22 protein-coding genes are annotated in these 26,535 nt (G+C 70.5%); 9 read left to right on the top strand and 13 right to left on the bottom strand.

The window, feature by feature from the left end; genetic code table 11:
• Positions 1–26: 26 nt before the first annotated feature.
• Together GWK61_RS24545 and GWK61_RS24550 are read left to right on the top strand one after the other, a co-directional pair.
• Positions 27–761: an alanyl-tRNA editing protein gene (locus GWK61_RS24545; protein WP_194911685.1), complete on the top strand. Its 735-nt coding sequence runs from the start codon at positions 27–29 to the stop codon at positions 759–761.
• A 48-nt stretch (positions 762–809) separates the two neighbouring features.
• Positions 810–1,556 (top strand): DUF427 domain-containing protein, encoded by a 747-nt coding sequence (locus GWK61_RS24550; RefSeq protein ID WP_194911687.1) that lies wholly within the window; start codon positions 810–812, stop codon positions 1,554–1,556.
• 49 nt (positions 1,557–1,605) lie between these two features.
• Here the strand turns inward: GWK61_RS24550 and GWK61_RS24555 are convergent, their stop codons facing one another.
• From GWK61_RS24555 to GWK61_RS24575, 5 genes are all read right to left on the bottom strand, one after another.
• Positions 1,606–2,739 carry a winged helix DNA-binding domain-containing protein gene (locus GWK61_RS24555; protein WP_194911689.1) on the bottom strand — a complete coding sequence of 378 codons (1,134 nt, stop codon included), beginning with the start codon at positions 2,737–2,739 and terminating at the stop codon, positions 1,606–1,608.
• Between the two features lie 18 nt (positions 2,740–2,757).
• Complete coding sequence (locus tag GWK61_RS24560; protein ID WP_194911691.1) at positions 2,758–4,443, bottom strand: ArnT family glycosyltransferase; 1,686 nt, start codon at positions 4,441–4,443, stop codon at positions 2,758–2,760.
• Between the two features lie 97 nt (positions 4,444–4,540).
• The gene (dxs, locus tag GWK61_RS24565; RefSeq protein ID WP_194911693.1) at positions 4,541–6,538 is read right to left on the bottom strand and encodes a 1-deoxy-D-xylulose-5-phosphate synthase; all 1,998 of its coding nucleotides are present in this window, start codon (positions 6,536–6,538) and stop codon (positions 4,541–4,543) included.
• Between the two features lie 256 nt (positions 6,539–6,794).
• Entirely contained in the window at positions 6,795–8,084 is a 1,290-nt protein-coding gene (locus GWK61_RS24570; protein WP_194911695.1) for a DUF1501 domain-containing protein, read from the bottom strand.
• A 62-nt stretch (positions 8,085–8,146) separates the two neighbouring features.
• The gene (locus tag GWK61_RS24575; protein WP_194911697.1) at positions 8,147–9,433 is read right to left on the bottom strand and encodes a DUF1800 domain-containing protein; all 1,287 of its coding nucleotides are present in this window, start codon (positions 9,431–9,433) and stop codon (positions 8,147–8,149) included.
• Positions 9,434–9,480: 47 nt separating this feature from the next.
• Here GWK61_RS24575 and GWK61_RS24580 point away from each other — a divergent pair, with 47 nt between their 5' ends.
• Both GWK61_RS24580 and GWK61_RS24585 read left to right on the top strand, forming a co-directional pair.
• Positions 9,481–9,978, top strand: a complete 498-nt coding sequence (locus GWK61_RS24580) for a tetratricopeptide repeat protein (RefSeq protein WP_194911699.1) — start codon at positions 9,481–9,483, stop codon at positions 9,976–9,978.
• A gap of 83 nt (positions 9,979–10,061) precedes the next feature.
• Complete coding sequence (locus tag GWK61_RS24585; protein ID WP_194911701.1) at positions 10,062–10,235, top strand: hypothetical protein; 174 nt, start codon at positions 10,062–10,064, stop codon at positions 10,233–10,235.
• An 87-nt stretch (positions 10,236–10,322) separates the two neighbouring features.
• Here GWK61_RS24585 and GWK61_RS24590 read toward each other — a convergent pair whose 3' ends face one another.
• Both GWK61_RS24590 and acnA read right to left on the bottom strand, forming a co-directional pair.
• Entirely contained in the window at positions 10,323–10,682 is a 360-nt protein-coding gene (locus GWK61_RS24590) for a nuclear transport factor 2 family protein (protein WP_194911703.1), read from the bottom strand.
• A 63-nt stretch (positions 10,683–10,745) separates the two neighbouring features.
• Positions 10,746–13,391: an aconitate hydratase AcnA gene (gene acnA, locus GWK61_RS24595; protein ID WP_194911728.1), complete on the bottom strand. Its 2,646-nt coding sequence runs from the start codon at positions 13,389–13,391 to the stop codon at positions 10,746–10,748.
• Between the two features lie 196 nt (positions 13,392–13,587).
• Between acnA and GWK61_RS24600 the strand changes: the two genes are divergently transcribed.
• The 3 genes from GWK61_RS24600 (at position 13,588) to GWK61_RS24610 (ending at position 16,181) form a co-directional block, all read left to right on the top strand.
• Positions 13,588–14,370: an LCIB family protein gene (locus GWK61_RS24600; protein ID WP_194911705.1), complete on the top strand. Its 783-nt coding sequence runs from the start codon at positions 13,588–13,590 to the stop codon at positions 14,368–14,370.
• Between the two features lie 201 nt (positions 14,371–14,571).
• Positions 14,572–15,123, top strand: a complete 552-nt coding sequence (locus GWK61_RS24605) for a SigE family RNA polymerase sigma factor (RefSeq protein ID WP_194911707.1) — start codon at positions 14,572–14,574, stop codon at positions 15,121–15,123.
• Positions 15,120–16,181, top strand: coding sequence for a hypothetical protein (locus GWK61_RS24610; RefSeq protein WP_194911709.1), 1,062 nt, complete (start codon positions 15,120–15,122; stop codon positions 16,179–16,181). Before GWK61_RS24605 ends, GWK61_RS24610 begins: the two co-directional genes overlap by 4 nt.
• A 92-nt stretch (positions 16,182–16,273) precedes the next feature.
• On the opposite strand, the gene GWK61_RS24615 is transcribed toward GWK61_RS24610, so the two are convergent.
• Entirely contained in the window at positions 16,274–16,954 is a 681-nt protein-coding gene (locus GWK61_RS24615; RefSeq protein ID WP_194911710.1) for a trimeric intracellular cation channel family protein, read from the bottom strand.
• Positions 16,955–17,156: 202 nt separating this feature from the next.
• On the opposite strand from GWK61_RS24615, the gene sepH reads away from it, so the two are divergent.
• Complete coding sequence (gene sepH / locus GWK61_RS24620; RefSeq protein WP_194911713.1) at positions 17,157–18,362, top strand: septation protein SepH; 1,206 nt, start codon at positions 17,157–17,159, stop codon at positions 18,360–18,362.
• A gap of 149 nt (positions 18,363–18,511) precedes the next feature.
• On the top strand, positions 18,512–18,973 hold the full coding sequence (locus GWK61_RS24625) for a GNAT family N-acetyltransferase (RefSeq protein ID WP_194911715.1): 462 nt from the start codon (positions 18,512–18,514) through the stop codon (positions 18,971–18,973).
• Between the two features lie 86 nt (positions 18,974–19,059).
• Here the strand turns inward: GWK61_RS24625 and GWK61_RS24630 are convergent, their stop codons facing one another.
• The 5 genes from GWK61_RS24630 to GWK61_RS24650 all read right to left on the bottom strand — a co-directional run bounded on the left by GWK61_RS24630 (position 19,060) and on the right by GWK61_RS24650 (position 26,522).
• Positions 19,060–20,289, bottom strand: a complete 1,230-nt coding sequence (locus GWK61_RS24630) for a GNAT family N-acetyltransferase (protein ID WP_194911717.1) — start codon at positions 20,287–20,289, stop codon at positions 19,060–19,062.
• A 119-nt stretch (positions 20,290–20,408) separates the two neighbouring features.
• On the bottom strand, positions 20,409–21,755 hold the full coding sequence (efeB, locus tag GWK61_RS24635; protein WP_369125609.1) for an iron uptake transporter deferrochelatase/peroxidase subunit: 1,347 nt from the start codon (positions 21,753–21,755) through the stop codon (positions 20,409–20,411).
• Positions 21,756–22,066: 311 nt separating this feature from the next.
• On the bottom strand, positions 22,067–24,220 hold the full coding sequence (gene efeU, locus GWK61_RS24640) for an iron uptake transporter permease EfeU (protein WP_194911729.1): 2,154 nt from the start codon (positions 24,218–24,220) through the stop codon (positions 22,067–22,069).
• 161 nt (positions 24,221–24,381) lie between these two features.
• Positions 24,382–25,287, bottom strand: a complete 906-nt coding sequence (locus GWK61_RS24645; protein WP_194911721.1) for a sulfurtransferase — start codon at positions 25,285–25,287, stop codon at positions 24,382–24,384.
• Positions 25,288–25,331: 44 nt separating this feature from the next.
• The gene (locus GWK61_RS24650) at positions 25,332–26,522 is read right to left on the bottom strand and encodes an alkaline phosphatase family protein (protein ID WP_323747739.1); all 1,191 of its coding nucleotides are present in this window, start codon (positions 26,520–26,522) and stop codon (positions 25,332–25,334) included.
• Between the last annotated feature and the right edge of the window lie 13 nt (positions 26,523–26,535).

Below are 26,535 nucleotides of genomic sequence, written 5' to 3' on the forward strand. Positions count from 1 at the left end.
CGCACCCCCCGCACTACGCTTCCGCCATGACGGCCACACCGCACCTCCACACCCACCGCCTCGAACTCGACGACCAGACCCTCCGCGAGTGGGACGCGACCGTCCTGAAGTCCGACGGCGAAGGCCTCGTCCTCGACCGCTCCGCCTTCTACCCCGGCGGTGGTGGCCAGCCGCCGGACGAGGGCGTCCTGATCTGGAACGGCGTCCGTACCCGCATCGTCGGCGTCCGCAAGGCCGACGACCTCGTCCTCATCCCGCACGACGAGGACCCGCTCCCCCCAGCCGGCACCGCCGTGCGCGGTGCGCTCGACGACGAGCGCCGCACCTGGCTCATGCGGACGCACTCCGGCCTCCACCTGCTCTCCGGTGTCGTCTTCCGCGACTTCGGCGCGCTGGTCACCGGCGGCAACATGGAGCCCGGGACCGCGCGGATGGACTTCAACCTCCCCGAGGTGCCGCCTGACTTCAAGTCCGGTATCGAGGACGCCTGCAACGTCGAGGTCGCGCAGGACCGCCGCATCGAGGTGAAGGTGCTGCCCCGCGACGAGGCGTTCGCCATCCCCGACATCATCCGGACCGCCACCAACCTCGTGCCGCCGGAGCTGGAGGAAGTGCGGATCGTCGACATCGTCGGGCTCGACACTCAGGCGGATGGCGGAACCCATGTCGAATCGACGAGATGGATCGGCAAGATCGAGGTGTTGAAGGTGGAGAACAAAGGCAAGGGCTTCCGGCGCTTGCGTATTGCCATCCGTGACTGAGTGCTACCAACGTAACTGAGTGTGACTGATCCGAGAGGCGGCAGGATCATGGCGGACAACGCCCGCGGGCGCGTGAAAGTGGAGACCGGCGCCAAGCGCGTCCGGCTCTACCTGGACAACAAGCTGGTGGCGGACACGCTGCACCCGCTCTACGTCTGGGAGAAGCCCTTCTACCCGACCTACTACGTCCCGGCGAAGGACGTCCTCGCCGATCTGAAGCCCACCGGCGAGTCCGAGCACTCGCCGAGCCGGGGCGACGCGCAGGTGCACGACGTCCTCGTCGACGGCCTCACCGCCGCCGGCAAGGCCCGCACCGTCCCGGAGTCCCCGCTGGAGGAGCTGCGCGACGCGGTCCGGTTCGACTTCGACGCCTTCGACTGGTTCGAGGAAGACGAGCCGATCTACACCCACCCGCGCGACCCCTACAGCCGCATCGACGTCCTGACCAGCAACCGCCACTTCCGCGCCGAACTCGACGGCGTCGTCCTGGCCGACTCCCCGAGCAGCATGATCCTGTTCGAGACCGGCCTGCCGCCGCGCTACTACGTCCCGATCACCGCGCTGAACCAGGACGTCCTGCGCCCCTCGGACACCGTGACGCACTGCCCGTACAAGGGCGCCGCGACGTACTGGTCGGTCCAGATCGGCGACCAGGTCCGCGCCGACCTCATCTGGGGCTACCGCACGCCGTTCCCGGAGGTCCAGAAGATCACCGGGCTGGCCGCGGTGTACAACGAGAAGGTCGACATCTACCTGGACGGCGTCCTGCAGGAGCGCCCGAAGCCGCGGTACTGACCGCGAGCGCGGCGCATCTCGCGGCCCGAACCGCAGCCCAACCCGCGACCTAACCTGCGACGTCGACCGCGTACGAGGCGGAGTCCGGAGCCTGCAACCGCAGCACCCGCTCCGCCTCCGCGGTCAGCGCCGCGACCTCGGCCTTCTTCAGCGTGTGGAACGGCTCCAAAGTCAGCGTCGCAAGCTTCTTCTTCGCCTCCACCGACCAGATCCCGGCGACGTACCCGCCGATCAAGAACGACGGCAGGATCTGCAAGTTCTTCCCGTTGTAGAGCCGATCCCAGTACTCCCGCGAGATGATCCGCTGCCGGTGCTTCGCATTGTGCGCGAGCAGAATGCTGTCGAACCGCGGCAACAGCCTCGGCGGCGCCTTCACACCAGCGTCAGCGATCTCCCCGTCCGGAACGTCGTACAACGCGCGGCCAGCCTCATCCGCATACGTGACCAAGTCCGTGAAGCCGTCGAGAATCGCACGCGCCCGAGTCACCTTCAACCCCAGCCACACGGCCACATCGTCAGCCGCAGCCGGCCCGAACGCAGCGAGATGCCGACGCACCAACGCAGCGATCGCAGCATCCGGATCAGCGGCCCGCTCAGGTGAGTACATATACGTCTTCGGCCCCGTAGCCGGAGCCCAGTTCCCATCCGCCGGAAAGCGGATCAGCGCATTGCTCCGGTAGATCGGACGCCAGTTGCGCGCCTCGTGATACTCGAGATTCGCCGCCGACATCCGTCCCGGATTCTTCGCGACCCACTCCGCAGCGAACTCCGCGAACTCGGCGGAACTGCGCGGCTTGTCCGCAGCGAACTCCAACACCGCAGTCCGCAGAGCACGCATACCGGGGTCCGCCCCCTCATTACGCGCCGCCAGGATGTCGGCGTCGGTCGCCTCCGACACCGCCGCGTACAGCGGGTGCTCGGCGCGGCTGACGGCGTGCACCGTGCCCCGAATGGACGAACCGACGACCAACTCGCGCCGCTCGAACGCGTCATAGACCGACTCCAGCGTGGCGCCGTCGTTCCGCGTGAACAACGAGACCGCGACCGCCGGCCAGTACTGCGCCTGGATCGCGCCGATCGCCTCAACGGTCTCGGCCAGGGAGCCACTGCGCGGCGTCAGCAGGTGCTGGCGGGCCAGAAGCGTGCGGTTCAGCGTGTCCTGAGTGAGTGTCGTCGGCGCCATACCGCCGATTATCCGGCGTCAGCCGTCCGTGGGCGGGTTGATGAAGTCCCACTGGTTCTTGTCCCACACGTCCTGCATCCCGTTGTCGACTATCGTCTGGGCCCACACCCGCAGACCCTCGGGATTCTTCAGCTCGTAGATGAAGGTGTGGTCGACACCCTTCTTGAGCGAGTAGTAGTTGTTGACCAGGTCGTTGATGACGCCGATGTACTTCGGCTGGTACGGCTTGCCCCAGGAGTCGTCCACGAACAGGTCCGGCTCCTGTCCCTTCTTCCGCAGGTTCAGGATGTCCTGCGCCATGCCCACGATCGGGCTGGTCGGCGTGTAGACGATCGGCCCCACCTTCTCCTGGTCGCCGCCGCCGGCGAACCCGGACAGGAAGCCGGCCGTGATGAAGCGGCTGGCCGGGATCTGGCCGGACATGAAGTAGATCGAGGGGTCCATGCCCCAGACGATGATCGGCACCGACTTCCCGGGCCCGGCCGCCTTCTGCACCTCCTGGGCGACTTCCCAGTTGTGCTCCATGTCGGTGCGCGGCCAGGAGAACGCCAGCGTGAGGAACAACGTAGCCGTGGTCGCCGTGACCCCGAGCATGGTCCAGCGCAGCCGCGAGCCGTTCCGGTGCAGCGCGCCGGTGGCCAGGATCACGATCGGCGGGAGCATCTGCAGGAAGTAGTGCCCGAAGAAGTGGAAGCCGCTGGAGACCCCGACCGCCGAGCCGGCCAGCCACAGCCACAGGTCGGCGTCGGCCTTGAAGATGCCGTTGCGGACCGTCATGTACATGATCGCCAGGAAGGCGGCGGCCGACGCGCCGGCGAAGATGCCCAGGTTGCCCCACAGCCGCGCCATGATCGTGGAGAACGAGCCCAGCGAGGTCAGATAACCGCTGTTGCCGGTGAACACCCAGAAGAAGAAGTCGCCGAAGCCGATCCACAGCGCGACGCCCACGATCGGCAGGGCGAAGGCCGGGATGATCGTGGCCAGCCCCCGCCAGCGCCGGTCCTTCCAGGCCCGCCAGGCCACCGGCAGCATGGTGACGCCCGCGGTCTGCTTGGTGAGCGTGGCGAGCGCCGCGGCCACGCCGGAGCCGGCCAGCAACGGGATCGAGCGTTTGGGATGCCGGCGGGCACTGTCGGCGAGCAGGAACGCCGCGCACGTCCAGGGCAGCATGAAGACCTCGAACGAGGCCGCCTGGGAGTCCTCGGGCGCCAGGCCCGCCGAGCCCAGCAGGTACAGCAGGCCGGCCCAGACGCCGTGCCGGCCGAAGCGGCGCTTGGCGATCTGGGTGATCAGGATCGCGGTGACGACGTGCACGCAGATCGCCAGCGCCCGGATCACGACCAGCGTGGACAGGCCGTGGTCGCCGAAGAGCTTGAACACCCACGCGTAGACGTAGGGCAGCAGCGGCGGCTTGCGGTCGACGATGATCTGGTAGAACTGCCCGTTCTCAGTGTTCAGAGCCCTCGCCTGAGTGGCCAGGAACCCCTCGTCGGGGTTCCAGAAGGTGCGGCTGAACGCCGGGAGGTGGGTGACGGTGGCGACTGCGAAGAACAGGAGGACCACCCGGGTCCACGACGCCTGCGGGGTGTTCCACAGCCGTTGGAAGCGCGGGGAGTACCAGGCCCGCCGCAGCCATGAGGCCCCCGGCCGGGGCGGCTCCTGCAAGCCCGGCCCGGATCGTGTGGGAGCGTCGGTAGCGACCATCGCCTAGCTATGCCTCGCGCCCATGGAACAGAGGTTACCTCCCCCTTGACCGTGCCCGGGGAGGTAACCCCCTAAGATGTCCATGTTCTAATACAGATCAGCTGACTGCTACCGCGTCGTGACTTTCGGTGCCGTTGCCGTTGGATGAGCCAGTGGACGTGCCAGTAGCCGAGCCATTGGACGCCGCGGCGCGGTCCGCCGCGACCGCGCTGCCCAGACCCGCGACCAGACCGACGACCTCGTGCGCCACGCGCTGGCCGGTCAGCCCGATCTGCTCCAGCACCTCGCCGCGGTTGGCGTGGTCCAGGAACTCCGCCGGGACGCCGAAGTCGCGCAGCGGGGTGTGGACGCCGGCGTCGCGCAGCGCCTGGGCCACGACGCAGCCGACGCCGCCGACCCGGACGTTGTCCTCGACGGTGACCACCAGGCGGTGCTCGGCGGCCAGCATCAGGACCGCCGGGTCCACCGGCTTGACCCAGCGCGGGTCCACCACGGTGGCGCCGATGCCCTGGTCGGCCAGCCGCTCGGCGACGTCCAGGCAGACCTGGGCCATCGCCCCGACGCTGACGATCAGCACGTCCGGGGCCAGCCCGGAACCCGCGGTGGTGCGCAGCACGTCCATCGAGCCGGCCTTGGCCACCGCCGGGATGTCCTCGCAGACCGTGCCCTTGGAGAAGCGGACCATGGTCGGCGCGTCGGCGACGTCCAGCGCCTCGCGCAGCTGGGCCCGCAGCTGGGAGCCGTCGCGCGGGGCGGCGATCCGCAGCCGGGGCACCACCTGGAAGATCGACATGTCCCACATGCCGTTGTGGCTGGCGCCGTCGTTGCCGGTGACGCCGGCCCGGTCGGCGACGAAGGTGACGCCCGCGTTGTGCAGCGCGGCGTCCATCAGGACCTGGTCGAAGGCGCGGTTGAGGAAGGTCGCGTAGATCGCCACCACCGGGTGCAGGCCGGCGAAGGCCATGCCGCAGGCGGAGGTGACCGCGTGCTGCTCGGCGATGCCGACGTCGAAGATCCGGTCCGGGTGCCGCTCGGCGAACCTGGCCAGGCCCACCGGGTGCAGCATGGCCGCGGTGATGCCGACCACGTCGTCGCGCTCGGCGCCGACCTTCACCATCTCGTCGGCGAACACCGAGGTCCAGGAGGTCCCGGAGGGGACCAGCGGCTGCCCGGTCTCCGGGTCGCTGTCCACGGCGACCTGGTGCAGCTGGTCGTTGACGTTGTTGCGGGCGGCCGGGTAGCCCTCGCCCTTGCGGGTGATCGCGTGCACGATCACCGGGCCGTGGTAGTGCCGGGCCCGGCGCAGCGCGGCCTCCATGCCGGCCAGGTCGTGGCCGTCGACCGGGCCGACGTACTTCAGACCCAGGTCCTCGAACATCCCCTGCGGGGCGACGATGTCCTTCAGGCCCTTCTTGACGCCGTGCAGCGCCTCGTACAACGGAGCGCCGATGACCGGGGTGCGGCCGAGCATGCCGCGGCCCCACTCCAGGAAGCGCTCGTAGCCCTGGGTGGTGCGCAGGGTCGCCAGGTGGTCGGCCAGGCCGCCGATGGTCGGGGAGTAGGAGCGCTCGTTGTCGTTGACCACGATGATCACCGGGCGGTCCTTGGCCGCGGCGATGTTGTTCAGCGCCTCCCAGGCCATGCCGCCGGTCAGCGCGCCGTCCCCGATCACCGCCACGACCTGGCGGTCGGTGACGCCGCGCACCTGGTGCGCCTTGGCGATGCCGTCGGCGTAGGCCAGCGCGGTGGAGGCGTGCGAGTTCTCGATCACGTCGTGCTCGGACTCCGCGCGCGCCGGGTAGCCGGACAGGCCGCCGGAGTGCCGCAGCGCGGAGAAGTCCTGGCGGCCGGTGAGGAGTTTGTGCACGTAGGCCTGGTGGCCCACGTCCCACAGGATGGTGTCCTTGGGCGAGTCGAAGACCCGGTGCAGAGCGATGGTGAGCTCCACCACCCCCAGGTTCGGGCCGATGTGCCCGCTCGTCTTCGCCACGGTCGGGATCAGGTAAGCACGGATCTCCGCGGCCAGCTCGACGAGCTGCTCGGAGCTGAGCTTGTCCAGATCGCGCGGACCCTGGATCGCCTCCAGCAGTGCCACCCGATCCTCCTTCATTGTGAACGTGAACAGTTGAACTTGGAACAACACTCCTGGCTTCCAGTTATACGGCAGAGAGTCTAAGCCTGGCCCTCGCGCCGCCCTGGCGCTTCCCGTCGCCTTCTACATGATCTTCACACGGCCCGCTCAGGGTGTTCGCAACGGTGCGAACGCGGGTTCGGCGCCGCCCCTGGCACGGCAGGGCGGCGCCGAAGCGCTGGGGAGGCGCGCCGAAGCGCGGTGGGGCAGCTGCGGACTGTTACAGGAAGGCGATGCGGGGCTGATCCTGGCCGAGGATCTGCGCCGGATCCGCGCCGAGCACCTTGTCCAGCAGAGTCGCGTAGACGCTGCGGAAGTCGGTGCTGAACTTCAGGTCGCCCTTGTCCAGGTCGGTGAGCGAGGGCTGCTCGCCGTAGAAGCCGCCGTTCACCGGCTCGCCGATGACCAGGACCGGACCGGCCGTGCCGTGGTCGGTGCCCTGGTTGGCGTTGGCGTGCACGCGGCGGCCGAACTCGGTGTAGAGAACGGTGACCACATCTTTGCCATGTGGACCGCCAGTGATCGAGTTCTGGAAGTCCACGACCGCCTTGTCGACCTCGCCCCAGAGCGTCGACTGCGTGCCCTTCTCGGCACTGTGCGTGTCGAAGCCGCCGAGGCTGACGCTGTAGACGCGAGTGGGGACCGAAGCGTTGATGCACTCGGCGACGATGTCGAGCTGTTGAGAGAGTGCTGAGGTTTTGGCGGCCTTGCCTGCCTTGGCGGTACCGGCGGCGTTCTTCGCCGAGGCCAGCGCCGGGCTGAAGGTCTTCGCGACGGTGAACAGGTCGGCGACGTCGCGCGCGGCGTAGGCGGCCAGCGTGGAGTCCTGCGCCGAGGGCTGTCCCAGGCCCATGAAGCCGGTGTCCAGCGGACCGGGCTTGGGCAGCCGGAACTGGCCGATCGGCAGCGAGCTCCCGGCGGTCTTGGTGCCGCCGAGCAGCGGCGGGAGCGTGCCGCCGACGGAGATCGCGCGCAGCGCCCTGATCTGGTCGTCGGGCTGGGCGTCCAGCCAGCGGCCGAGCCAGCCCGAGCCGGTGGGCTCGCCGGGCGTGGCGGTCTGCCAGATGTCCATGGAGACGAAGTGGCTGTGGTTGGGCTGCGGGTAGCCGACGCCGCGCACCACCGCGCAGAGCTTGCGCTGCCACATCTCGTGCAGGCCGGTCATCGCCGGGTTGAAGCCCAGGCCGTCGCCGAGGTCCAGGACCTGGCTCGCGCTGTAGGCGAGGTCGGGGCGGGAGCTGTTGTAGGCGGGGTCGGCGTACGGGATCACGGTGTTGAGGCCGTCGTTGCCGCCGTAGAGCGTCACCAGGACCAGCACGCCGGAGCCCGGTGCCAGCGGCGCGTGCTGCGCGGCCGCGCCGAGCTGCGCGCCGGAGGTCGTCGGGCCGCCGGGCGTCAGGGCCGGGGCGCCGACCGGGTGGCCGTGCGACGAGGAGCAGGCCGCCGCGAACGCGCCGGTGGACATGACGCCGGACAACTCCAGGAAGCGGCGGCGGGTCACGGTGTCCATGTTCGAGTCCTTAGGTTCCGGTCGTCAGTGCAGATTCCGGTCGTCGGTACAGATTCCGGTCGTCAGTTCACGAGGTACTCGGGTGCCAGCAGCGCCAGGGTGACCAGCTGCTTGGCGTCGGCCACGACCTCGGTGAGGGCGGCCGTGCTGCGGTCGCTGAAGGCGTCGATCCCGAGCAGGTGCGCGACGGCGTCGATACGCTGCGACGGGCTGCTGTTCTCGACCTGCGACAGGTCGCCCTTGGCCACGGCCCACTCCGCGAAGACGAAGCGGGTCTGCGCCGCGGCGGTGGTGAGCCAGGCCGAGCCCTCGGGCCAACCGCCGACGTTCGGCGGGTAGAAGGGCAGCTGGCCGAGGCCGTTGAGGGCAGTGCGCAGGGTCTGGTCGTCCTTGGAGGCGGGGCCGGCGTCTATCTTGATACGCAGAGCCCTGAGAACGCCGACGAGATACTCAGCGGGCTGCTTCACCAGGGCGTAGCGGGCCTGCGGGCCGCGGAAGACCGGGTCCAGGAACAGAGCCCTGAGAAGCGCGGTGAGGTCGCGGTTCGGGCCGTAGGCGGCCAGCAGGCGGCCGGAGACGTCCGGCGGGATCGGGCCCGGCATGCCGAAGCGGTCCCAGAAGCGCCCGGTGACGAACTTCGGCGAGGCCGGCTGCTGCAGGATCCAGTCGACGAACGCGGTGTCGTCGAAGTCGGCGGTCTTGCCCAGGATGGTCTTGGGGGTGTCGTCGTGCAGCCTGGGGACGAGCGTGGCCTTGCCGGAGCCGTCCAGGCGCCAGCCGGTGAGGGCGCGGGCGCCGGCGCGCACGTCGTCCTCGGTGTAGTTGCCGACGCCGAGCGTGAAGAGCTCCATCAGCTCGCGCGCCAGGTTCTCGTTCGGGGCCTTGAGCGTGTTGCCGGCGCTGTCCAGCCACAGCATCATCGCCGGGTCACGGACGATCGCGTGCGCCAGCGCGGCGAAGTCGCCGCCGCCGAGGGACCGCATGGTCTGGTTCTGCTGGACCACGAACCCGGGGCTGGCGACCTTCTGGAGGGAGGTCGCGAAGTGACCGTGGAAGAAGAACGTGCGCTTCTCCACCAACGGCTGCGTGACCGCGGCCATCCGCGCCAGCCACCAGCCGACCAGCTGGTAGTCGGCCTGCGCGTTGCCCTTCTTGGGCACCTTCATCGCCGGGAAGTCGGGCGCCGGCGTCGCGGCCGCGCCGGGATCGGCACCGGCCGGCGTCAGGAGCGCGGCCACGGTCGCCTCGTACCCGGCCTTCGCGGCGGCGTCGATCTCCGCCCCGCTCGCGCCGAACCCGGCACGCCGCAGCAGGTGTGCGACGGCGGATCTGTTCTGGTCGATGCTCACACCGTCAGAATCGGGGAACGGGGTTAAGCCGCGGGTAAGAAGACGGCATGTCCCCGGATGACGCCCCTGACGACGACGATGACGACAATAACGGCGACGAGCCCGATAACCCCGAAGAGCTGGAGAAACCGCAAGAGCCCGAGGAAGCCGAGGAACCCGAGGAACCGTTCGTCCCGCTGGGCTCCGAGGAACCGCCGCCGGCCACCACGGTCACCGAACCCATCGACGCGCACGCCGCCATAGCCCGCTCGCTGTACTCCGCCCCCGGCCTCCCGCGCGTCCTGCGCAAGGAAGCCCGAGCCTTCTTCGACGGCGCCATGTACGCCTACACCGAAGGCGACCTCCCTGGCGCCCGCCTGTCGTTCCTCGCGGTCGCCGCCATCGGCGACCCCGACACCGCCCCGGCCGCGCTGGTCTTCCTCGGCGTCATCGCCTACCGCCGCCGGGACGTCCCGGAAGCCCGGATGTGGTTCACCCGCGCGGCTTCCGGCCACGACCAGCACTGGGCCCTGGTCGCCACCGGCGAGCTGCGCCGGCTGGGCTGAGCGCTCGTCCTGCGGAACCTGGCGGTCCGTCAGAACAATATGCGCGGACTCGTCAGTCACAGAGCCGAGAGGGGTTCCCGGACATGTACACCGGCGACAAGTACAGGCACTGCAACAACCGGAACTGCCGCAAGAAGACCCGCTGGGTCCGCTGCCCGAACTGCAACGGCCGCGGTCCGACGTGGACGACCACGTGCAAGTACAACTGCGACGACGGGTACAAGTGCGAGAACGGGACGAACGATCCGTACCACTGACCGCCGGAATCACTGACTGCCGGAATCGCTGGTTACCGGAATCACTGACCGTCGGAAACACCGACCGCCGGAATCCGTCGCGGGCGCTCAGTCCAGCTCGGCCGTGCCCTCGCGGTACACCTTCGCCGTCACGATCAGCCCGTCGCGCAGCGTGAAGAACGCCGCGATCGAATAGGACCGCTCCGCGCCGTCCCACAGCAGGGTCTCGGTCATTTGGCACGCCGCGCGGTCCCGGTCGACCAGCAGGTTCTCCACCACGAGCGTCGGGTGCAGGCCGGCGATCGCCTCGCGGAAGAAGGGTTCCAGCTCGGCGCGGCCTCGGACCGTCGTCCGGCCGGTGATCCAGACCGCGTCGTCGGCGAGGCCGGCCATCAGGGCCGGGAGGTCGCCTTTGCTGAACGCCCGGACGTGCTCGTGCACCGCTGCGGCAACGCGATCATCGACCATGCCGGGAGCATAGAGCAGCCCCCGACCCGACCGGGCCGAGGGCTGCGTCAGCGCGCTTGGCGCCTACTTCTTCAGCAGGTTCCGCAGCACGTACTGCATGATCCCGCCGTTGCGGTAGTAGTCGGCCTCGCCGGGGGTGTCGATGCGGACGACCGCGTCGAACTCCACAGCGCCGGCCTTCACCTTCACCGTGCGCGGGGTGGTGCCGTTGTTCAGTTCCTCCAGCCCGGTGATCTCGAAGGTCTCCTCGCCGGTCAGGCCCAGGGACTCCGCGTTCTGCCCGGCCGGGTACTGGAGCGGGACGACGCCCATGCCGATCAGGTTGGAGCGGTGGATGCGCTCGTAGCTCTCGGCGACGACCGCCTTGACGCCGAGCAGCGCCGTGCCCTTCGCGGCCCAGTCGCGGGACGAGCCCGAGCCGTACTCCTTGCCCGCGAGGACGACCAGCGGGACGCCGGCGGCCTGGTAGGCCTGGGAGGCGTCGTAGATGGTGGTCTGCTCGCCGGACAGCAGGTTCTTCGTGAAGCCGCCCTCGACGCCGTCGAGGAGCTGGTTGCGCAGGCGGATGTTCGCGAAGGTGCCGCGGATCATCACCTCGTGGTTGCCGCGGCGGCTGCCGTAGCTGTTGAAGTCGCGCGGCCCGACGCCGTGCTCGGCCAGGTACCTGCCGGCCGGGCTGTCGGCCTTGATGGAGCCGGCCGGGCTGATGTGGTCGGTGGTCACCGAGTCGCCGAGCTTGGCCAGCACGCGGGCGGCGTGGATGTCGGCGACCGGCGACGGCTCGGCGGACATGCCCTCGAAGTACGGGGGCTTGCGGACGTAGGTGGAGTCCGCGTCCCACTCGAAGACGTTGCCGGTCGGGGTGGGCAGCGAGCGCCAGCGCTCGTCGCCGTGGAAGACGTCCGCGTAGTCCTTCGCGAACATCTCGGCGGTGATGGCCTGCTCGATGACCGACTGGATCTCCTGCGTGGAGGGCCAGACGTCCTGCAGGAACACCGGCTTGCCGTCGCCGTCGTAGCCCAGGGGCTCGTTCTCGAAGTCGAAGTCCATGGTGCCGGCGATGGCGTAGGCGACGACCAGCGGCGGGGACGCGAGGTAGTTCATCTTCACGTCCGGGTTGATACGGCCCTCGAAGTTGCGGTTGCCGGACAGCACCGACACCACCGCCAGGTCCGCCTCGTTGACCGCCTTGCTCACCGGCTCCGGCAGCGGGCCGGAGTTGCCGATGCAGGTGACGCAGCCGTAGCCGACCAGGTTGAAGCCGAGCTTGTCCAGGTACGGAGTCAGGCCCGCGCGCTCGTAGTAGTCGGAGACCACCTTCGAGCCGGGCGCCAGGGTGGTCTTGACCCACGGCTTGGCGTGCAGGCCCTTCTCCACCGCCTTCTTGGCCAGCAGCGCGGCGCCGATCATCACCTGCGGGTTCGAGGTGTTGGTGCAGGAGGTGATCGAGGCGATCACGACCGCGCCGTTGTCGATGACGACCTGGGTGCCGTCCTCCATCGTGACCGGGGTCGGCTTGGTGCCCTGCGCGGCGTAGGTCGGCAGCACCTCGGCGAACTTGTCCTTCGCCTCGGCCAGCACCACGCGGTCCTGCGGGCGCTTCGGGCCGGCGATCGAGGGGACCACGGTCGCCAGGTCCAGCTCCAGATACTCGGAGAAGGACGGCTCCTTGGCGGCGTCGTGCCACAGGCCCTGGGCCTTGGCGTAGGCCTCGACCAGCGCCAGCTGTTCCGCGGAGCGGCCGGTGAGCTTCAGGTAGCTGATGGTCTCGTCGTCGATCGGGAAGATGGCGCAGGTGGAGCCGAACTCCGGCGACATGTTGCCGATGGTGGCGCGGTTGGCCAGCGGGACGGCGGCCACTCCGGCGCCGTAGAACTCCACGAACTTGCCGACGACGCCGTGCTTGCGCAGCATCTCGGTGATGGTGAGCACCAGGTCGGTGGCGGTGGCGCCGGCGGGCAGCTCGCCGTGCAGCTTGAAGCCGACCACGCGCGGGATCAGCATGCTGACCGGCTGGCCGAGCATCGCGGCCTCAGCCTCGATGCCGCCCACGCCCCAGCCCAGCACGCCCAGGCCGTTGACCATCGTGGTGTGCGAGTCGGTGCCGACCAGGGTGTCGGGGTAGGCCTGGCCGTTCCGGTCGAAGACGACGCGCGCCAGGTGCTCGATGTTCACCTGGTGCACGATGCCGGTGCCGGGCGGGACCACCTTGAACTCGTCGAAGGCGGTCTGGCCCCAGCGCAGGAACTGGTAGCGCTCGCGGTTGCGGCCGTACTCGATCTCGACGTTGCGCTCGAAGGCGTCCGGGCGGCCGAAGACGTCGGCGATCACCGAGTGGTCGATCACCAGCTCGGCCGGGGCCAGCGGGTTGATCTTCGCCGGGTCGCCGCCGAGCTCGGCCACGGCCTCGCGCATGGTGGCCAGGTCGACCACGCAGGGGACGCCGGTGAAGTCCTGCATGATCACGCGCGCCGGCGTGAACTGGATCTCGGTGTCCGGCTGGGCGTTCGGGTCCCACTGCCCCAGGGCCTGGATCTGGGAAGCGGTGACGTTGGCGCCGTCCTCGGTGCGCAGGAGGTTCTCCAGCAGCACCTTCAGGCTGAAGGGGAGGCGCTCGGAGCCCTCGACGGCCCCGATGCGGAAGATCTCGTACGACTGCGCGCCCACCGCGAGGGTGTCGCGGGCGCCGAAGCTGTTCTTGGAGGTCATTGCCATGGCCCAGCTCTCGCTTGCGGAAAGTATCTCGACGTCAAGACACTCTAGTGGGTGCCGCCGCGCGGTACCAACCCGGGGTGCGCCACACGTGTCCGGACCTGCGCGGACGTGCGCCGCCCGGGACGCCTGTGAGCACGCTCACCCGGGTGGCCGCTGGCCCGGCGGCGCGGGCCTTGTGACAATCGTCCCAATGGATACTGTGCCCGCCACCCCAGAGACCAGCACCCCGACGGCCGCCTCGAAGGTCCTGCGCACCACGTTCCCGGACGCCATCCCGGCGACCGGCTTCGTGCGCGCCACGCGCGAGCTGCTCGCGCCCCACGGATTCCATGCCGCCAACACCCTGCCGCTGATCGCGACCTGCCGCGACGAGCTCGCGGTGACCATCACCGCACGCCTGTACGACACCTGGGGCGCCGGCTTCAACATGGCCGGCCTGGCCGGGATGATCGTGCTGGGCCGCACCGGGATCCTGGCCGCCTCGGGCCACGCCCCGGTGGAGGACGGCGTCCGGCGCTTCGTCCTGGTGGCGCTCCCGCACATAGGGATCGACGCGCACGGCGTGATCGGCAACGTCGAGCGCCCCGGCGTCCCCGGCGTCTCGCACACCTGCGGCGCCCTGATGGCCCTGCACGACGAGCTGCGCGGGGACAACGCCCCGACCGGCGACTACCCGTTCCTGGACCTGGCCGACCCGGAGCAGAGCATGCTCCGCGACCGGATCCCGCCGTTCCTGCCGGACGGTCCGGTGCCCGACCTGGCCGGCCTCACCCGGATCGCGCGCGACGTCATCACCGCGGACACGCACAAGGTGATCAGTGTGCTGCGCGAGGGCAACTCCATGCCGGCGCACGTGGCGGTGTTCACCGGGATCCACATCAACGGTCCCGGCGGGACCGAGTACGTGGCGCCCGGCGCGTGCTACCTGGACCTGGGGACGGACCAGCCGGAGATCAACCTGGTCATCGACTGACCCTGATCGACGGATAGCCGGATAGACCGACAGACCGACAGACCGATCGGCCATTCGACCGATCTGCTGATCGACTGATCGGCGTACGCACCGAACGCAGTGGCGCCGTGTGGCAACACGGCGCCATTCGCATGCAACCCCTCGCGCACCCGGGCGCATCAGGTGACTGTCCGGACAACACATCCACCGAGGGGGAGGCCTATGGCGACGCCCGACCGCGACGCCGAATTCACCGAGTACGCCAGCGCCCGGCAGGCCTGGCTGCGCCGGGTCGCCTATCTGTTGTGCGGCGACTGGCACCGCGCCGACGACCTGGTGCAGAGCACGATCACCAAGCTCTACACGCACTGGCACCGGGCCCGGCGGGCCGACAACGTCGACGGCTACGCCCGCCGCACGCTGGTCAACACCTACCTGGCCGAGCAGCGCTCCGGCTGGGCCAAGTGGACGGTCCTGCACCGTTTCGGGGGCGGGCACGCCGCCGATCCGGAGCCGGACCCGGCCGCGCTCGGCGATCTGGCGCTGGGGCTGGACCTGAAGACGGCACTGGCGAAGCTGCCCGCGCGGCAGCGCGTCACCGTGGTCCTGCGTTTCTACTGCGACCTGTCGGTCGAGCAGACCTCCCAGCTCATGGGCTGCTCGACCGGCACCGTCAAGAGCCAGTCCGCGCGCGGCCTGGCCGCGCTGCGGAACCTCCTCGACCCGAATCTGATCGACCCGAATCTGATCCCCGTGATGGAGGGATTGCTGTGAATCAGGACTTGAAGACCTCGCTCGAAGAACTGGCCGACGCCGAGTACGCCGACGCGCCGCCCAGCACCGTCGACATCGGCCGCGCCCGCGCGGTCGGCCGGCGCCGGATCGCCACGGCCCGGGTGGCACCGGTCGCCGGCGGCCTGGCGGTGGTCGCGGCGTGCGCGCTGGTGGCGAACGGGCTCGGCGGGACGTCGCCGGCGGAGCGGCCCGAGTCCGCGCCCGCACTGTCCGGGACCTTCACCGGTACCGACCCGCTCCCCGAGATCGCCTCCTTCGGATACCTGCCGGACGGCTACAAGGTGGCGACGCACACCATGGCCTCGGGCCTCACGACCGTCATCTTGCAGACCAAGCCGATGCTGCCCAGCGAAAAAGCCGGTTACCTGAACCCGGCCGAGCTGCACCTGTCCTCGTCCCCCACCGAGCTGAAGCCGGTAGCACCTGCGACGACGACAGAGGTGAAGGTCAAGGGGAGTCCGAAGGCGTACATCGAGCACGACGGGGACGGCACCATAATCCCGGACCGCCTGCAGTGGCAGACGGCGTCCGGGTCCTGGTTCACACTCGCCGCCTTCAACAAGATCCACGGCGCCCAACTGCAGGCGATGCTGGTCAGAGTCGCCGATTCGGTGACCGCCAACGGTTCCGCCGTGCCCATGCCGATCCACATCGAGGGCGTGCCGAAGGGCGCCACGCTCGACGCTGCCGAGCTGGCCGACCCGATCGTGGTCGGACAGAATCCGCCCGCGGTCCGGACATCGCTGGAATTCGGCGACGGCAAGAGCAGGTTCATCAGCTTCAGCGTCATCGTCATCCCCGTCGGCTGGACGGACCCCCAGAGCACGGTGCCCCTGAGCGCGTATCCGAAGCTGCCGGACGACGGCACGACCGCCTGCAAGCACGACAACGGCTTGCAGATCTGCGTTCTGGACAGCCATGCCGGGATCAGCGGCGTCGACCCGCTGGACTCCGTCGGCGGCGCCAAGGGGCTGCTCGACCGGATCACGTCATTCGGCACGGACCGCGCGAACTGGACCACACAGGTCCTCAACTGAGACGCCATCGAGGAATGTCGGGCTAGGGGATCACCCTGTGAGAAAGCCCACGTAGAACAGCAGTATCAGGGCCTTAATGCTTCGCCCCGGCGCTATGCGACTGCGCCGGGGCGAGGCGCGTGCCAGTCCCGCCAGACCGCGACCAACCGGATGGCCGCGGTGATCGCCACCGACCCCGCAGCGGCCAGGTAGCCCTGGACCACGAACCCGTGCCGCTCCACCAGACCGAACAGCAGTCCCCCGACGAACGCCGGCACCGCGTACAGCTCCCGCTGGAGCACCATCGGGACTTCGTTGACCAGCACGTCCCGCACCACCCCGCCGCCGGTCGCGGTGACCGTGCCGAGCAGCGCCGCTTGGAAGACCGGCAGATGGTAATCCAATGCTTTGAGAGTTCCGGAGACCGCGAACAGACCAAGGGTCAGGGCATCGGCGATCACTGCGACGCGGTCAAAGCGGAGCGCCCTTCCGCGCACTTCCTCCATCGCCGATTTCAGTTTCGAATCACTCATTCGGCGGCTGGTCACCAGGAGCACTGTCGCGGTCGCCGCGAGTGCCACGGCGAAATAGCGCCAGTCCTGGATCGCGGCCACCGGGGTGGCCCCGATCAGGGCATCGCGGATCATCCCTCCTCCGAGTGACGACGCGACCGCGATCACGAGGATGCCGACCAGATCAAGGCCCTTGCGCAGACCCGCGAAAGCCCCCGCGACCGCCGCCGCGAAGACACCTAAGAGATCCAGAAGAACCGGAAGATGAGGATTGGCGACCATGATGTCTGGGAATGTACCCGGTTCAAGGCGGGAGGGGTGACCCCGCGGGGGGTCACAGAACTGACATCCCACAACTGGACGGCGTACGACAAATGACCGACAACCCTTGCTGTCCGGGCGACCTCATCCGTTTCCCGTACCCGATCGGCGTGTCGATGCAGTACGGTCTAGCTGGCAGCACTCGTCGAAGGGAGGTCCGCTCGTGACTGAGCTCCGCGTCATGGCCGTCACCAGCGACGGTCAGCGACTTGTGCTGCGCTCTAACGACGGCCAGGAATTCCATCTGACCATCGACGAGCGGTTGCGGGCCGCCGTGCGCGGCGATCGGGCCCGGCTGGGCCAGATCGAGATAGAGGCAGAAGGGCAGCTGCGCCCCCGGGACATCCAGTCCCGTATCCGCGCGGGCGCCACCGCGCAGGAGGTCGCAGACGCCTGCGGCATCTCCGTCGAGCGCATCCGCCGCTTCGAGGGCCCGATCCTGGCCGAACGCGCCTTCATGGCGGAAAAGGCTCAGAACACGCAGGTGCGCCGGCAGGGCGAGAACCACGGGCAGAAGCTCGGGGAGATCGTCTTCGAGCGGCTGACCAAGCGCGGGGCCGAGGACCCGGCCGCGGTGCGCTGGGACTCCTGGCGCCGCGAGGACGGCACCTGGACCGTGCAGGCCGTTTACCGGATCTCCGGCGAGACGTACGAGGCGCTGTGGGCCTTCGACCCGCCGCGCCGGCTGGTGACCCCCGAAGACGACGAGGCGCGCCTGCTGTCCTCGGACGCCGCCGCGATCGCCGCCGCCGAACCGATGTTCCCCTTCGTCGCGGCCTCCGTGCTCTCCGGCGGGACCGTCGTGCCGGGCCCCGCGCCGGCCGCCAACGGCTCCTCGGCCGGCGGCTCGCTGGTGCACCTGGAGGCCCGCCGGCGCCCGGCCGACACCTTCTCCTCCAACGGCTCGAACGGATCCGGCGGCGCGCTGGAGCGGGAGCGCGAACGGGACCGTGAGCGCGAGCGCACGGCCGCGGAGCGGACCGCGTCGGTGGAACGGCACCCGTCGTCGATGCCGGCTTCGGCGTCGGCCGCGGCCGCGTCGGCCGCCGCGGTGTCGGCCTCGGCGGCCGCCAACGGCACCGCGGGCGTCCCGTCCCCGACCACGAGCCCCGACGAGGACTTCGACTTCCTGGACGCCGGCGACTCCCGCGCGCCGATCGCCGCGGTGGCCGGGCAGTCGGCCGGATCGGCCTTCGACGACGCGATCTTCGGCCCGCGCACCACCTCCCCGCACCGGGAGCGGATGGTCGGGACCACCGACCGCCAGGCCGAGGCTGACGGCGTGCGGCCGGGGCGGCGGGCCACGGTGCCGTCGTGGGACGAGATCGTCTTCGGCTCGCGGCGCGGGAAGCAGAAGGGCCGCGACTGACGCGGCGCCGGACCTGCGCACTTGGCATGCGGAAGTGGCCTGGCCAGGGCGTTCGAAGCTGCGGTGAGCAGTCTCGGACGCCGGGACCAGGCCACTTTTCGGTCTTTGGCGGTGGCCGCGATCCGGCCGGGTGTGGTCGACTTTCCCTCATGGAAGTGACGCGCGAGGACGGTCTGTTCATCAGCGACGACCCGGCTCTGGTCGACGCCGACAAGGTGCACCGGTGGATCTCGGAAGAGTCCTGGTGGGGCGTGGGGCGCCCGCGCGAGGCCGTCGAACGCTCGTTGGAGGGCTCGCACGTCTACGGCGTCTACGCCGACCGGGAGACCATGGTCGGGGTGACACGGGTGATCACCGACCACGCGACCTTCGCGTACTTCTGCGACGTGTACATCGACGAGGCCTACCGCGGCAAGGGCGTCGGCCCGTGGCTGTCGCGGGAGATCGTGGCGGACATGAAGGCGATCGGGATCAACCGGTTCCTGTTGGCGACCAAGGACAAGCACTCGACGTACGCCAAGGCGGGGTTCTATCCGGTGACGCGGCCGCAGTCGTGGATGGAGATCGACGAGCGCGCGACGAAGCCGGGGCCGGTGACGGCGGACGAGTAGTTCCATCGCGCTCGGCTCCGCCTCCCCCGGCCTCTGTCCTTGAACCTGTCCTGAAACCTGTCCTGAAACCTGTCCCGGCCCCGGTCCTAGAACCACGTCGCGCAGTGCGGCGGGATCGCCGTCTTGAACAGCCGGTCGGCGAGCGCCAGGCCGCCAGCCTTCTCCTCGGTGATCTCCCCGACCCGGGCCAGCGCGGTGGCCGCGTGGTGGCCGAAGTAGAGCGCGCCGAGGGTCCGCACCGGGAGCGTCACGTCGGGGTTCTCAGTGCTGCGCTTCACCGTCGCGCCGGCCGGACCGCCTTCGAGCACGTACACGCCCTCGGCGAAGCCCGCCGGGTCGGTGACGGCCAGGACCAGGCGGCCCTCGTTCTCGTAGGTGCGCGCCTCCAGCGCCGCCGCGACGTCGAGCACGCGGGCCCACAGGACGTCGTAGCGCGAGATCTCGCGCGCGAACCGCGGGTTGGCCATCAGGTGCCGCCAGCTGTCGTCGGCCGGGAAGGACTCGACGTCGAAGGTGGCGATCCAGTCCTGCTCCCACAGGAACTGGAGCAGCCGGACGCGGGCCGTGGAGTCCTCGGCGAACATCTCCGCCTCGGCGCGGTCGTTGGCGACGAAACCGCTCCAGTCTCCTGTCTTGACCGAATAGGTCACGCCGCCGCGGACCGTCCCGGACTCGTCCCGGTAGAGCGCGAAGAGCTTTTCCTTGTCGGTCGGCTTGCCGTCGTGGGTCAGCAGGCCGGCGTCGCGCTCCCAGAGCCGGTTGCGGTACTCGATCGCGCCGGGTGTGGTGGCGCGGAGGCGGTCGTAGACGGCCGGCAGTTCCTCGACCCACTCCGGGGCCGAGGCGTAGTCCACGGTGCCCGGCAGCGGCCCGGTGACGGCGCAGCGCTTGCTGTCGAAGCGGTAGCAGACCTCGTCGGTGGCGTGGCCGTAGCCGAAGCGGCCGTAGATCGGCCATTCGGCCGGGATCAGGATCGACAGCGGCTCGCCGGCGTCCGCGGACTGCCGCAGGGCGGTGGCGGTCATCGCGGACAGGATGCCGCGGCGCCGGTGCGTCTGCGCGACGCTGACCGAGGTGACCGCCGCGACCGGGACCGCGGCTCCGCCGGGGACCGAGACGGTGTTGCGGAAGTTCGCGAACGTGCCGACCACGCGGTCGCCGTCGTAGGCGCCGATGACCCGGCCGGCGGCGATCTCCTCGGCGAACAGATCGCGCCGGAAGGCGCCGCGGCCCCGTTCGGCCGGGCGGCTGAAGGTGACGTCGACAGCGTCGCTGAAGTCGTCGCCGTACTCGACGATCTTGATGTCGAAGGGCATGGGTGCAGGCTATGCACACCGTGGGGGAGCCGCCACCGATTAACTGATTAAGCGGCGGCGGCTCGGAGCGTGTGCGGCTCAGAGCGGGCGCAGCGTGTGCGGCTCAGAGCGGGCGCGGCTCAGGCCAGCAGCGCGCTGGCGAAGTGGTCGGAGGCGTCCTTCACGCCGGGCAGCACGAAGAAGTAGCCGCCGCCGACCGGCGAGATGTAGTCCACCAGCGGCTCGTCGATGAGCTTGGTCTGGACGAACTCGAACTGCCGCTGGATGTCCTGCTGGTAGGCGACGAAGGCCAGGCCCATGTCCAGCTCGCCGACGGTGTCGAAGCCGCGGTCGTAGTTGTAGCCGCGGCGCAGGATGCGGTTGCGGTCGGTCTCGGCGGTGCGCGGGTTGGCCAGCCGGATGTGCGCGTCCAGCGGGATGTTGGCGCCCTTGGGGTCCTTCGCGTACTGCGGGATGTCGGTCTGCGCGCCCCCGTCCAGCGGGGCGCCGGTGTCCCGGCGGCGGCCGATCATCTTCTCCTGCTCCAGCAGCGAGACCCGGTCCCAGAACTCGACGAGCATCCGGATCCGGCGCACCACCTGGTAGCTGCCGCCGGCGGTCCACGCCGGCTCCGGCGCGCCGGGCTGCACCCAGACGAGGGAGTCGAACTCGTGCTCGGTGGCGGGGTTGGCTATGCCGTCGTGGAAGCCGAGCAGGTTGCGCTGCGCGCCGGTGGGTCGCGGGTCGTTGGCCCAGCCGTCGACGCGGTATTTGAGCTGCATGCCGGCGCGGGTGTGCTTGGCGATGTCGCGGATCGCGTGCACGACCGTGTCCTGGCTGTCGGCGCAGATCTGCAGCGACAGGTCGCCGTGGCACTCGGCGGGGTTCAGGTTGTCGTTCGGGAACGTCTTCATCGGCGTGAGGCGCACGGGCTTCTTGTCGGCCAGCCCGAAGCGCGCGTCGAAGAGCGAGGCGCCGACACCGACGGTGACGGTGAGGCCGTCGGCGGGGACCGTCGGGCCGAGGATGCCGTTGTCCGACGGCGGGGCCCCGACACCGAGGTCGGGCGGAGTGCCGCCGGCGGTGAGGAAGCGCGCCCGGTCGGTGAGGGTCTGGAACAGGGCGGCGAGCTCGGCCTTGTCGGCGGCGACGACATCGAACACGGCGAGGGTCATGTGCTTCTGCGCCGGCGTGGTGACGCCCTGCTGGTGCGCGCCGTGGAAGGGCAGGGTGCGGCCCGAGCCGCCGGAGGCGGACGAGGCGACCGAAGCGGTGTCGGCGGCGGCCTTGTTCATCGCGAAGCCGGTGGCGCCGACGACCGCGGCGCCGGCCACGCCTGCCGCCGCACCCTTGAGCATCGCGCGGCGGGCGAAGGCGGTGTGGTCGAAGGGGCAGGTGGCGGGCTGGGCTGCGGCGGCTGAAGCAACAGCGGCAGGCGCGGCGGCGCTGGCGGCAGGCGGCGCTGCGGAAGCCGCGGCGGGCGCAATCGCAGCAGCCGGAGCCTCATCGGCGGCGCCGGCAGCAGCCTGCGGCTCGCCGAGGCTCGGCGCGGCGGCGGGCTCGCTCGCGGCGGCAGGCGTCGCGGAGCTGGCGGCGGCCTGGGCCTCGCCGGTGGTCGGCGCGGCGGCGGGCTCGCTCGCGGCGGCAGGCGTCACGGAGCTGGCGGCGGCCTGCGGCTCCCCGGTGGTCGGCGCGGCAGCAGCAGCGTCAGGCACCTGGTTCTCGTTCTGGTTCTGCTCGGTCATCTCAAAGCGCTTTCATCTACGAAGTCGGCAGGCGGCGGGTCTGGAGGCTCCGCTCACGTCGCCTTCCGGATCTCCAGCAGGTCCGGCACCACCGACAGCTGCTCCAGCAGCTCTCCGAGAGTGCCGTTCAGCTTCTGGCGGGCGGCCGGGTCGAGCTGGTCCGCCGGGGTCCAGGTGCCGTCGGGCTTCTTCGCGGTGTTCACGGCCGTGCCGAAGCGGTCGAGCCAGGCGTCGATCTGCGTCAGGCCCCGGGGGTCGCGCGCCTGGACCAGGGGCCTGATCACGGTCAGGACTTCGCGGGTGCCGGTCAGGTTGGCGTCGGCGGTGGCCAGGGTGGTGCCGGAGCCGTAGTCGGCGTCGCCGGTGAGCTGGAACTGGAGGGTGTTCTCGAGGATCTCGTGGGCGCGCAGCGGGAGGTCGGCGGGGTCGAAGTCCTGCTTGGGCCAGTCGCCGATGAGGCCGTGGACGTCGCTGTCGAGCTGGTCGGCGACGGGGGCCAGGTTCGCCGCGGCCTCGCCGTGCCAGAGTCCGTACTCCAGGCGGTGGAAGCCGGTGAAGTCCTTGTCCCGCACCTTGTCGGGCAGGCCGTCGGCGCGGCCGTCGATCTTCTTGTCCCAGTCCTGGAAGGTGCCGTACGCGGCGCCGAGGCGGTTGTACGCCAGGTGCGCGGTCAGCCAGTCCTGCTTGGCCTTGGGCAGGTTGCCGGAGTCCACGTCCTGCTTCAGCGTGTCCGTGTAGCCGGCCAGCTCGTTCAGGTGCTCGGTCACGTAGGCGCGGTACTGGTCCAGCGGCGCTTCCAGGTCCTTCTCGGTGATCGGCACGACCGCGGTGGTGGAGCTGCCCGAGCCGCTGGCGTGCCTGGCCTCGGAGGTGACCGCGTCCTTGCCGTTCGGCACGCAGCGCCAGGCGTACGTGCCGCTGCCTATGGTCGCCGTCATCGGCCGCGTGGTGCCCGGGGCCAGGCCCTCGATCTCGCCGTAGACCGCGCTGCTCGACGGGTCCAGCAGGTAGACCTCGGCGGCCACGTCGCCGGTGTTCTTCATCTGGAACGTGTGCTCGCCGGTGGTCAGACCGTCGAAGCCCTTGCCGCAAGAGGCCGCCGAGACCTCGATGGTCTGCGCGCCCTTGCTGCCGGAGTTCGGGCCGACGGCGACGATCACCGCGACCGCGGCGACGGCCGGGACCGCGACGACCACGACGCCCAGCGCCCAGCGCGGAGCCGGCTTACGCGGGACAGGAGTAGGAGCCGAGGCGGCCGGGGTGGCAGTCGGTTCAGTGACTTCAGGGTTCTGAACCGACGCGACCGCCTCGGCGGTCTGGGTGGCCTGAGCCTGGGTGGTCTGGGTGGCCTCAACGGTCTGCGCGGGCACCGCGGCAGGCACCGGCTTCGCCTTCGCCACCACAGCCGGCCGCAGGTAGAAGAACATCACCGGCGCCAGGTAAGCCACGTACCCGACCACCGCCAGCCACGTCATCTTCGGCGTCAGGTTCAGCGTCCCGGCGACCAGCTGCGAGTACCAGGCGTTCGGGTCCAGGTGCGCGGTCAGGTCCCAGGCGTACGCCGTGAACCCGCCGACCACGCCGCTCTCCTGCAGGTCCGTCAGCCCGTAGGCGAGCACCCCGGCCGCGATGACCACCAGCACGAACCCGGTGACCTTGAAGAACCGTGCGAGGTTCAGCTTCAGCGCCCGGTGGTACAGCCCCCAGCACAGCAGCGCCGCGACCGCGATGCCGGCGACCGCCCCGATCGCCGGGCCGCTCTTCTCGTGCGCGGTCTGCGCCGTGGTCCACAGGAACAGCGCGGTCTCCAGCCCCTCGCGCGCCACCGCGGCGAACGCCGTGAAGACCAGCATCCCGGCGCTGGCGCCGAGCGCGGCGGCCAGCTTCGCCTTCAGGTCCCCGGACATCGAGGCGCTGGCCCGGCGCATCCAGAACACCATCGTGGTGACGAACGCGACCGCCAGCAGCGCCATCGCGCCGCCGAACACGTCCTGCGCCTTGGGCGGCAGGTGCGCCGAGGTGAAGGTGAGCACCGCGGCGAACGACAGGCTCAGCGCGGCGGCCGCGGCCACGCCCAGCCACACCGAGCCGGCCCGGTCCTTGCGGCCGGCCTTGGCCAGCGACGCGAGCAGGATGGAGACGACGAGGCCGGCTTCCAATCCCTCTCGGAGTCCGATCAAGAAACTCGGGAAGGCATCCGACAGCACCGCGTCCCGCCCCTTCTGGTCCACATCGCTAAGTTAGGTAGGCCTCAGTTAAGTAAGGCATGCCTAAGTTAGCAGCGGACCGCCGGGGCGGGTCAACACCGCCGGACCCACGAGCTGGTGAGCTGTGTCTCACACAGGGCGGATCAGGACCTCGGGATGTCTCAGTGTTCTCCGGTGGCCACCGGCCGTGACGGATCGGACGCCCAGCCGCTCCATGAGCCCTCGTACAACGCCACACCCTCCGGGTCGATCCCGGCCACGGCCATCGCCAGGATCTGGTGCGTCGCGGTGACCCCCGAGCCGCAGTAGACCGCGACTCGGCCCGCGTACCCGGGCTCGACGCCCAGCCCGGCGAACCGCTCGGCCAGCGCCTCGGCCGACCGGAACCGGCCGTCCGCCCCCAGGTTCTCGGTGGTCGGCGCCGACACCGCGCCGGGGACGTGCCCGGCGGCCGGGTCGACCGGCTCGGTCTCGCCGCGGTAGCGCGCGCCGGCCCGGGCGTCGAGCAGCGTCCCGTCGGCGGCGACCGCAGCCGCGCCGTCGTGGTCCAGGACCGCGAACACGTCCCGCACCGCCGCCTCGAAGTCGCCCTCAGCGGCCCGGGTCCCCGGCTCGCCCTCCTCGACCGTGTGGCCGGCCGCCTGCCAGGCCGCGAAGCCCCCGTCGAGGACCCGCACATCGGGATGCCCGTGGTGGCGCAGCAGCCACCAGGCACGGGCGGCCTGCGTGCCGTCGCCGTCGTCGTACACGACGACCGGCAGATCGGCGCGGACGCCGGCCTGCCGCATCGCGGCGGCGAACCGCTCGCGGTCCGGCAGCGGGTGCCGGCCCCGGGCGCCGACCGGCGAGTCCGGGTGCTCGGCCAGGTCCTGGTCGAGGCTGACGTAATGCGCGCCGGGGATGTGGCCCTTCAGATACACCCCGAGCCCGTACTCGCTCGGCTCGCCGAGCTTCCAGCGGATGTCGAGCAGGATCGGGGCGGTGCCGCAGGACAGATCGGCGGCGAGCTGCTCGACGCTGGTCAATGGCGAGGTACCGCTGAGCGGCGAGGTTCGGGGTTCGCGCATGAGCGCAATCCTGGCACCGATCCCGGCGCGGATCTACAAGCGATCTACAGGCCCGGCGCGCCGTTCGGACCGAACACCAACAGCGGGATCTCCTGCTCGGCGGCCGACAGCGAGCCGTGCATGCCCAGCAGCCGGGACTCCAGCTTCTCGCGGCGGGTGGCGACCACGGCCCAGTCGTCGAGCAGCGCCGCGACCACGTCGCCGATGCGCGGCGCGAGCCGGTCGTCCACGGACTCCGGCGGCCCGAACCAGCCCTCGTAGATCGCCTCCTGGCGGGAGCGGACCACGGCCACGTCCTCCAGCGCCTCGCGCCAGATCTGCAGCACGTCGCGCGCCGCGCCGGGCTTGGCGTAGACGTGCCGGGCCCGGCCCTCGCCGCCCAGCAGCCGGACGCCGACCTGCAGCTCGGGGTCCTCGTCCACGTCGACGCGGCGGTCGGCGGGGACGTCGACCATGCCGTGGTCGGCGGTGACGTAGAGCGTGGTGCCGGCCGGCAGCCGGTCGACGAGCTCGTGGACGGTGGCGTCGACCACCGCCAGCTGCTGCCGCCAGCTCTCGGAGTCCACGCCGTTGAGGTGCCCGGCGGCGTCGAGGTCGGCGTAGTAGAGGTAGACCAGGGCGCGGGCGTCGCGGTCGGCGGCGTCCTGCAGCGTCTGCAGCGCGCCGGCCACCCGGTTGGGCAGCGACTCGGCGCCGGTGAAGGCCCCGCCGCGCAGCACCGAGCGGGTCAGGCCGGAGTCCTGGAACCGGGCCGCGGTGACCTGCGTGACCTCGATGCCCTCGCGCTCGGCGTGTTCGAAGACGGTCTCGTGCGGCTGCCACTCGACCGGGTCCACCGGGAAGTCCCAGCGCAGCAGGTTGATCATCTGCGAAGTGCCGGGGACCAGGACCCGGTAGCCGAGCATGCCGCTGGCGCCGGAGGGCAGGCCGGTGCCCAGCGAGCCGATGCTGGCCGCGGTGGTGGAGGGGAAGCCGGCGGTCAGCGCGCGGCTGGCGCGCAGGGCCTTGGCCATGTACGGCGCGACGTCGGGGTTGCGCTCGATGAGCCGGGCCCCCAGCCCGTCCACCAGGAAGACGCACGCGCGGCGGGTCGGCGCCAGGCCGAGCGGGTTCGGCGTACCGTCGACGCCGAGCGCGGCCAGGACCGCGGGGAGCAGGTCGGACAGCGCGGCGCGGCCGTAGGCGGGCAGGACGAGGTCGGTCCGGTCGGGGCCGGACGCTGCGGGGTGGCTCACGCTTTCGCGGGCG

It is taken from the genome of Catenulispora rubra, assembly GCF_015356825.1.
Lineage (GTDB): Bacteria > Actinomycetota > Actinomycetes > Streptomycetales > Catenulisporaceae > Catenulispora > Catenulispora rubra.

Bases quoted from the DNA above. Each gene is read 5' to 3' on its own strand.
- GWK61_RS24625 (WP_194911715.1), top strand. From the start codon at position 18,512: ATGGAAGTGACGCGCGAGGACGGTCTGTTCATCAGCGACGACCCGGCT.
- GWK61_RS24570 (WP_194911695.1), bottom strand. From the start codon at position 8,084: ATGGACACCGTGACCCGCCGCCGCTTCCTGGAGTTGTCCGGCGTCATG.
- GWK61_RS24550 (WP_194911687.1), top strand. From the start codon at position 810: ATGGCGGACAACGCCCGCGGGCGCGTGAAAGTGGAGACCGGCGCCAAG.
- GWK61_RS24585 (WP_194911701.1), top strand. From the start codon at position 10,062: ATGTACACCGGCGACAAGTACAGGCACTGCAACAACCGGAACTGCCGC.
- GWK61_RS24555 (WP_194911689.1), bottom strand. From the start codon at position 2,739: ATGGCGCCGACGACACTCACTCAGGACACGCTGAACCGCACGCTTCTG.
- GWK61_RS24630 (WP_194911717.1), bottom strand. From the start codon at position 20,289: ATGCCCTTCGACATCAAGATCGTCGAGTACGGCGACGACTTCAGCGAC.
- GWK61_RS24590 (WP_194911703.1), bottom strand. From the start codon at position 10,682: ATGGTCGATGATCGCGTTGCCGCAGCGGTGCACGAGCACGTCCGGGCG.
- GWK61_RS24545 (WP_194911685.1), top strand. From the start codon at position 27: ATGACGGCCACACCGCACCTCCACACCCACCGCCTCGAACTCGACGAC.
- GWK61_RS24615 (WP_194911710.1), bottom strand. From the start codon at position 16,954: ATGGTCGCCAATCCTCATCTTCCGGTTCTTCTGGATCTCTTAGGTGTC.
- GWK61_RS24580 (WP_194911699.1), top strand. From the start codon at position 9,481: ATGTCCCCGGATGACGCCCCTGACGACGACGATGACGACAATAACGGC.
- GWK61_RS24605 (WP_194911707.1), top strand. From the start codon at position 14,572: ATGGCGACGCCCGACCGCGACGCCGAATTCACCGAGTACGCCAGCGCC.
- GWK61_RS24560 (WP_194911691.1), bottom strand. From the start codon at position 4,443: ATGGTCGCTACCGACGCTCCCACACGATCCGGGCCGGGCTTGCAGGAG.
- GWK61_RS24600 (WP_194911705.1), top strand. From the start codon at position 13,588: ATGGATACTGTGCCCGCCACCCCAGAGACCAGCACCCCGACGGCCGCC.
- acnA (WP_194911728.1), bottom strand. From the start codon at position 13,391: ATGACCTCCAAGAACAGCTTCGGCGCCCGCGACACCCTCGCGGTGGGC.
- GWK61_RS24645 (WP_194911721.1), bottom strand. From the start codon at position 25,287: ATGCGCGAACCCCGAACCTCGCCGCTCAGCGGTACCTCGCCATTGACC.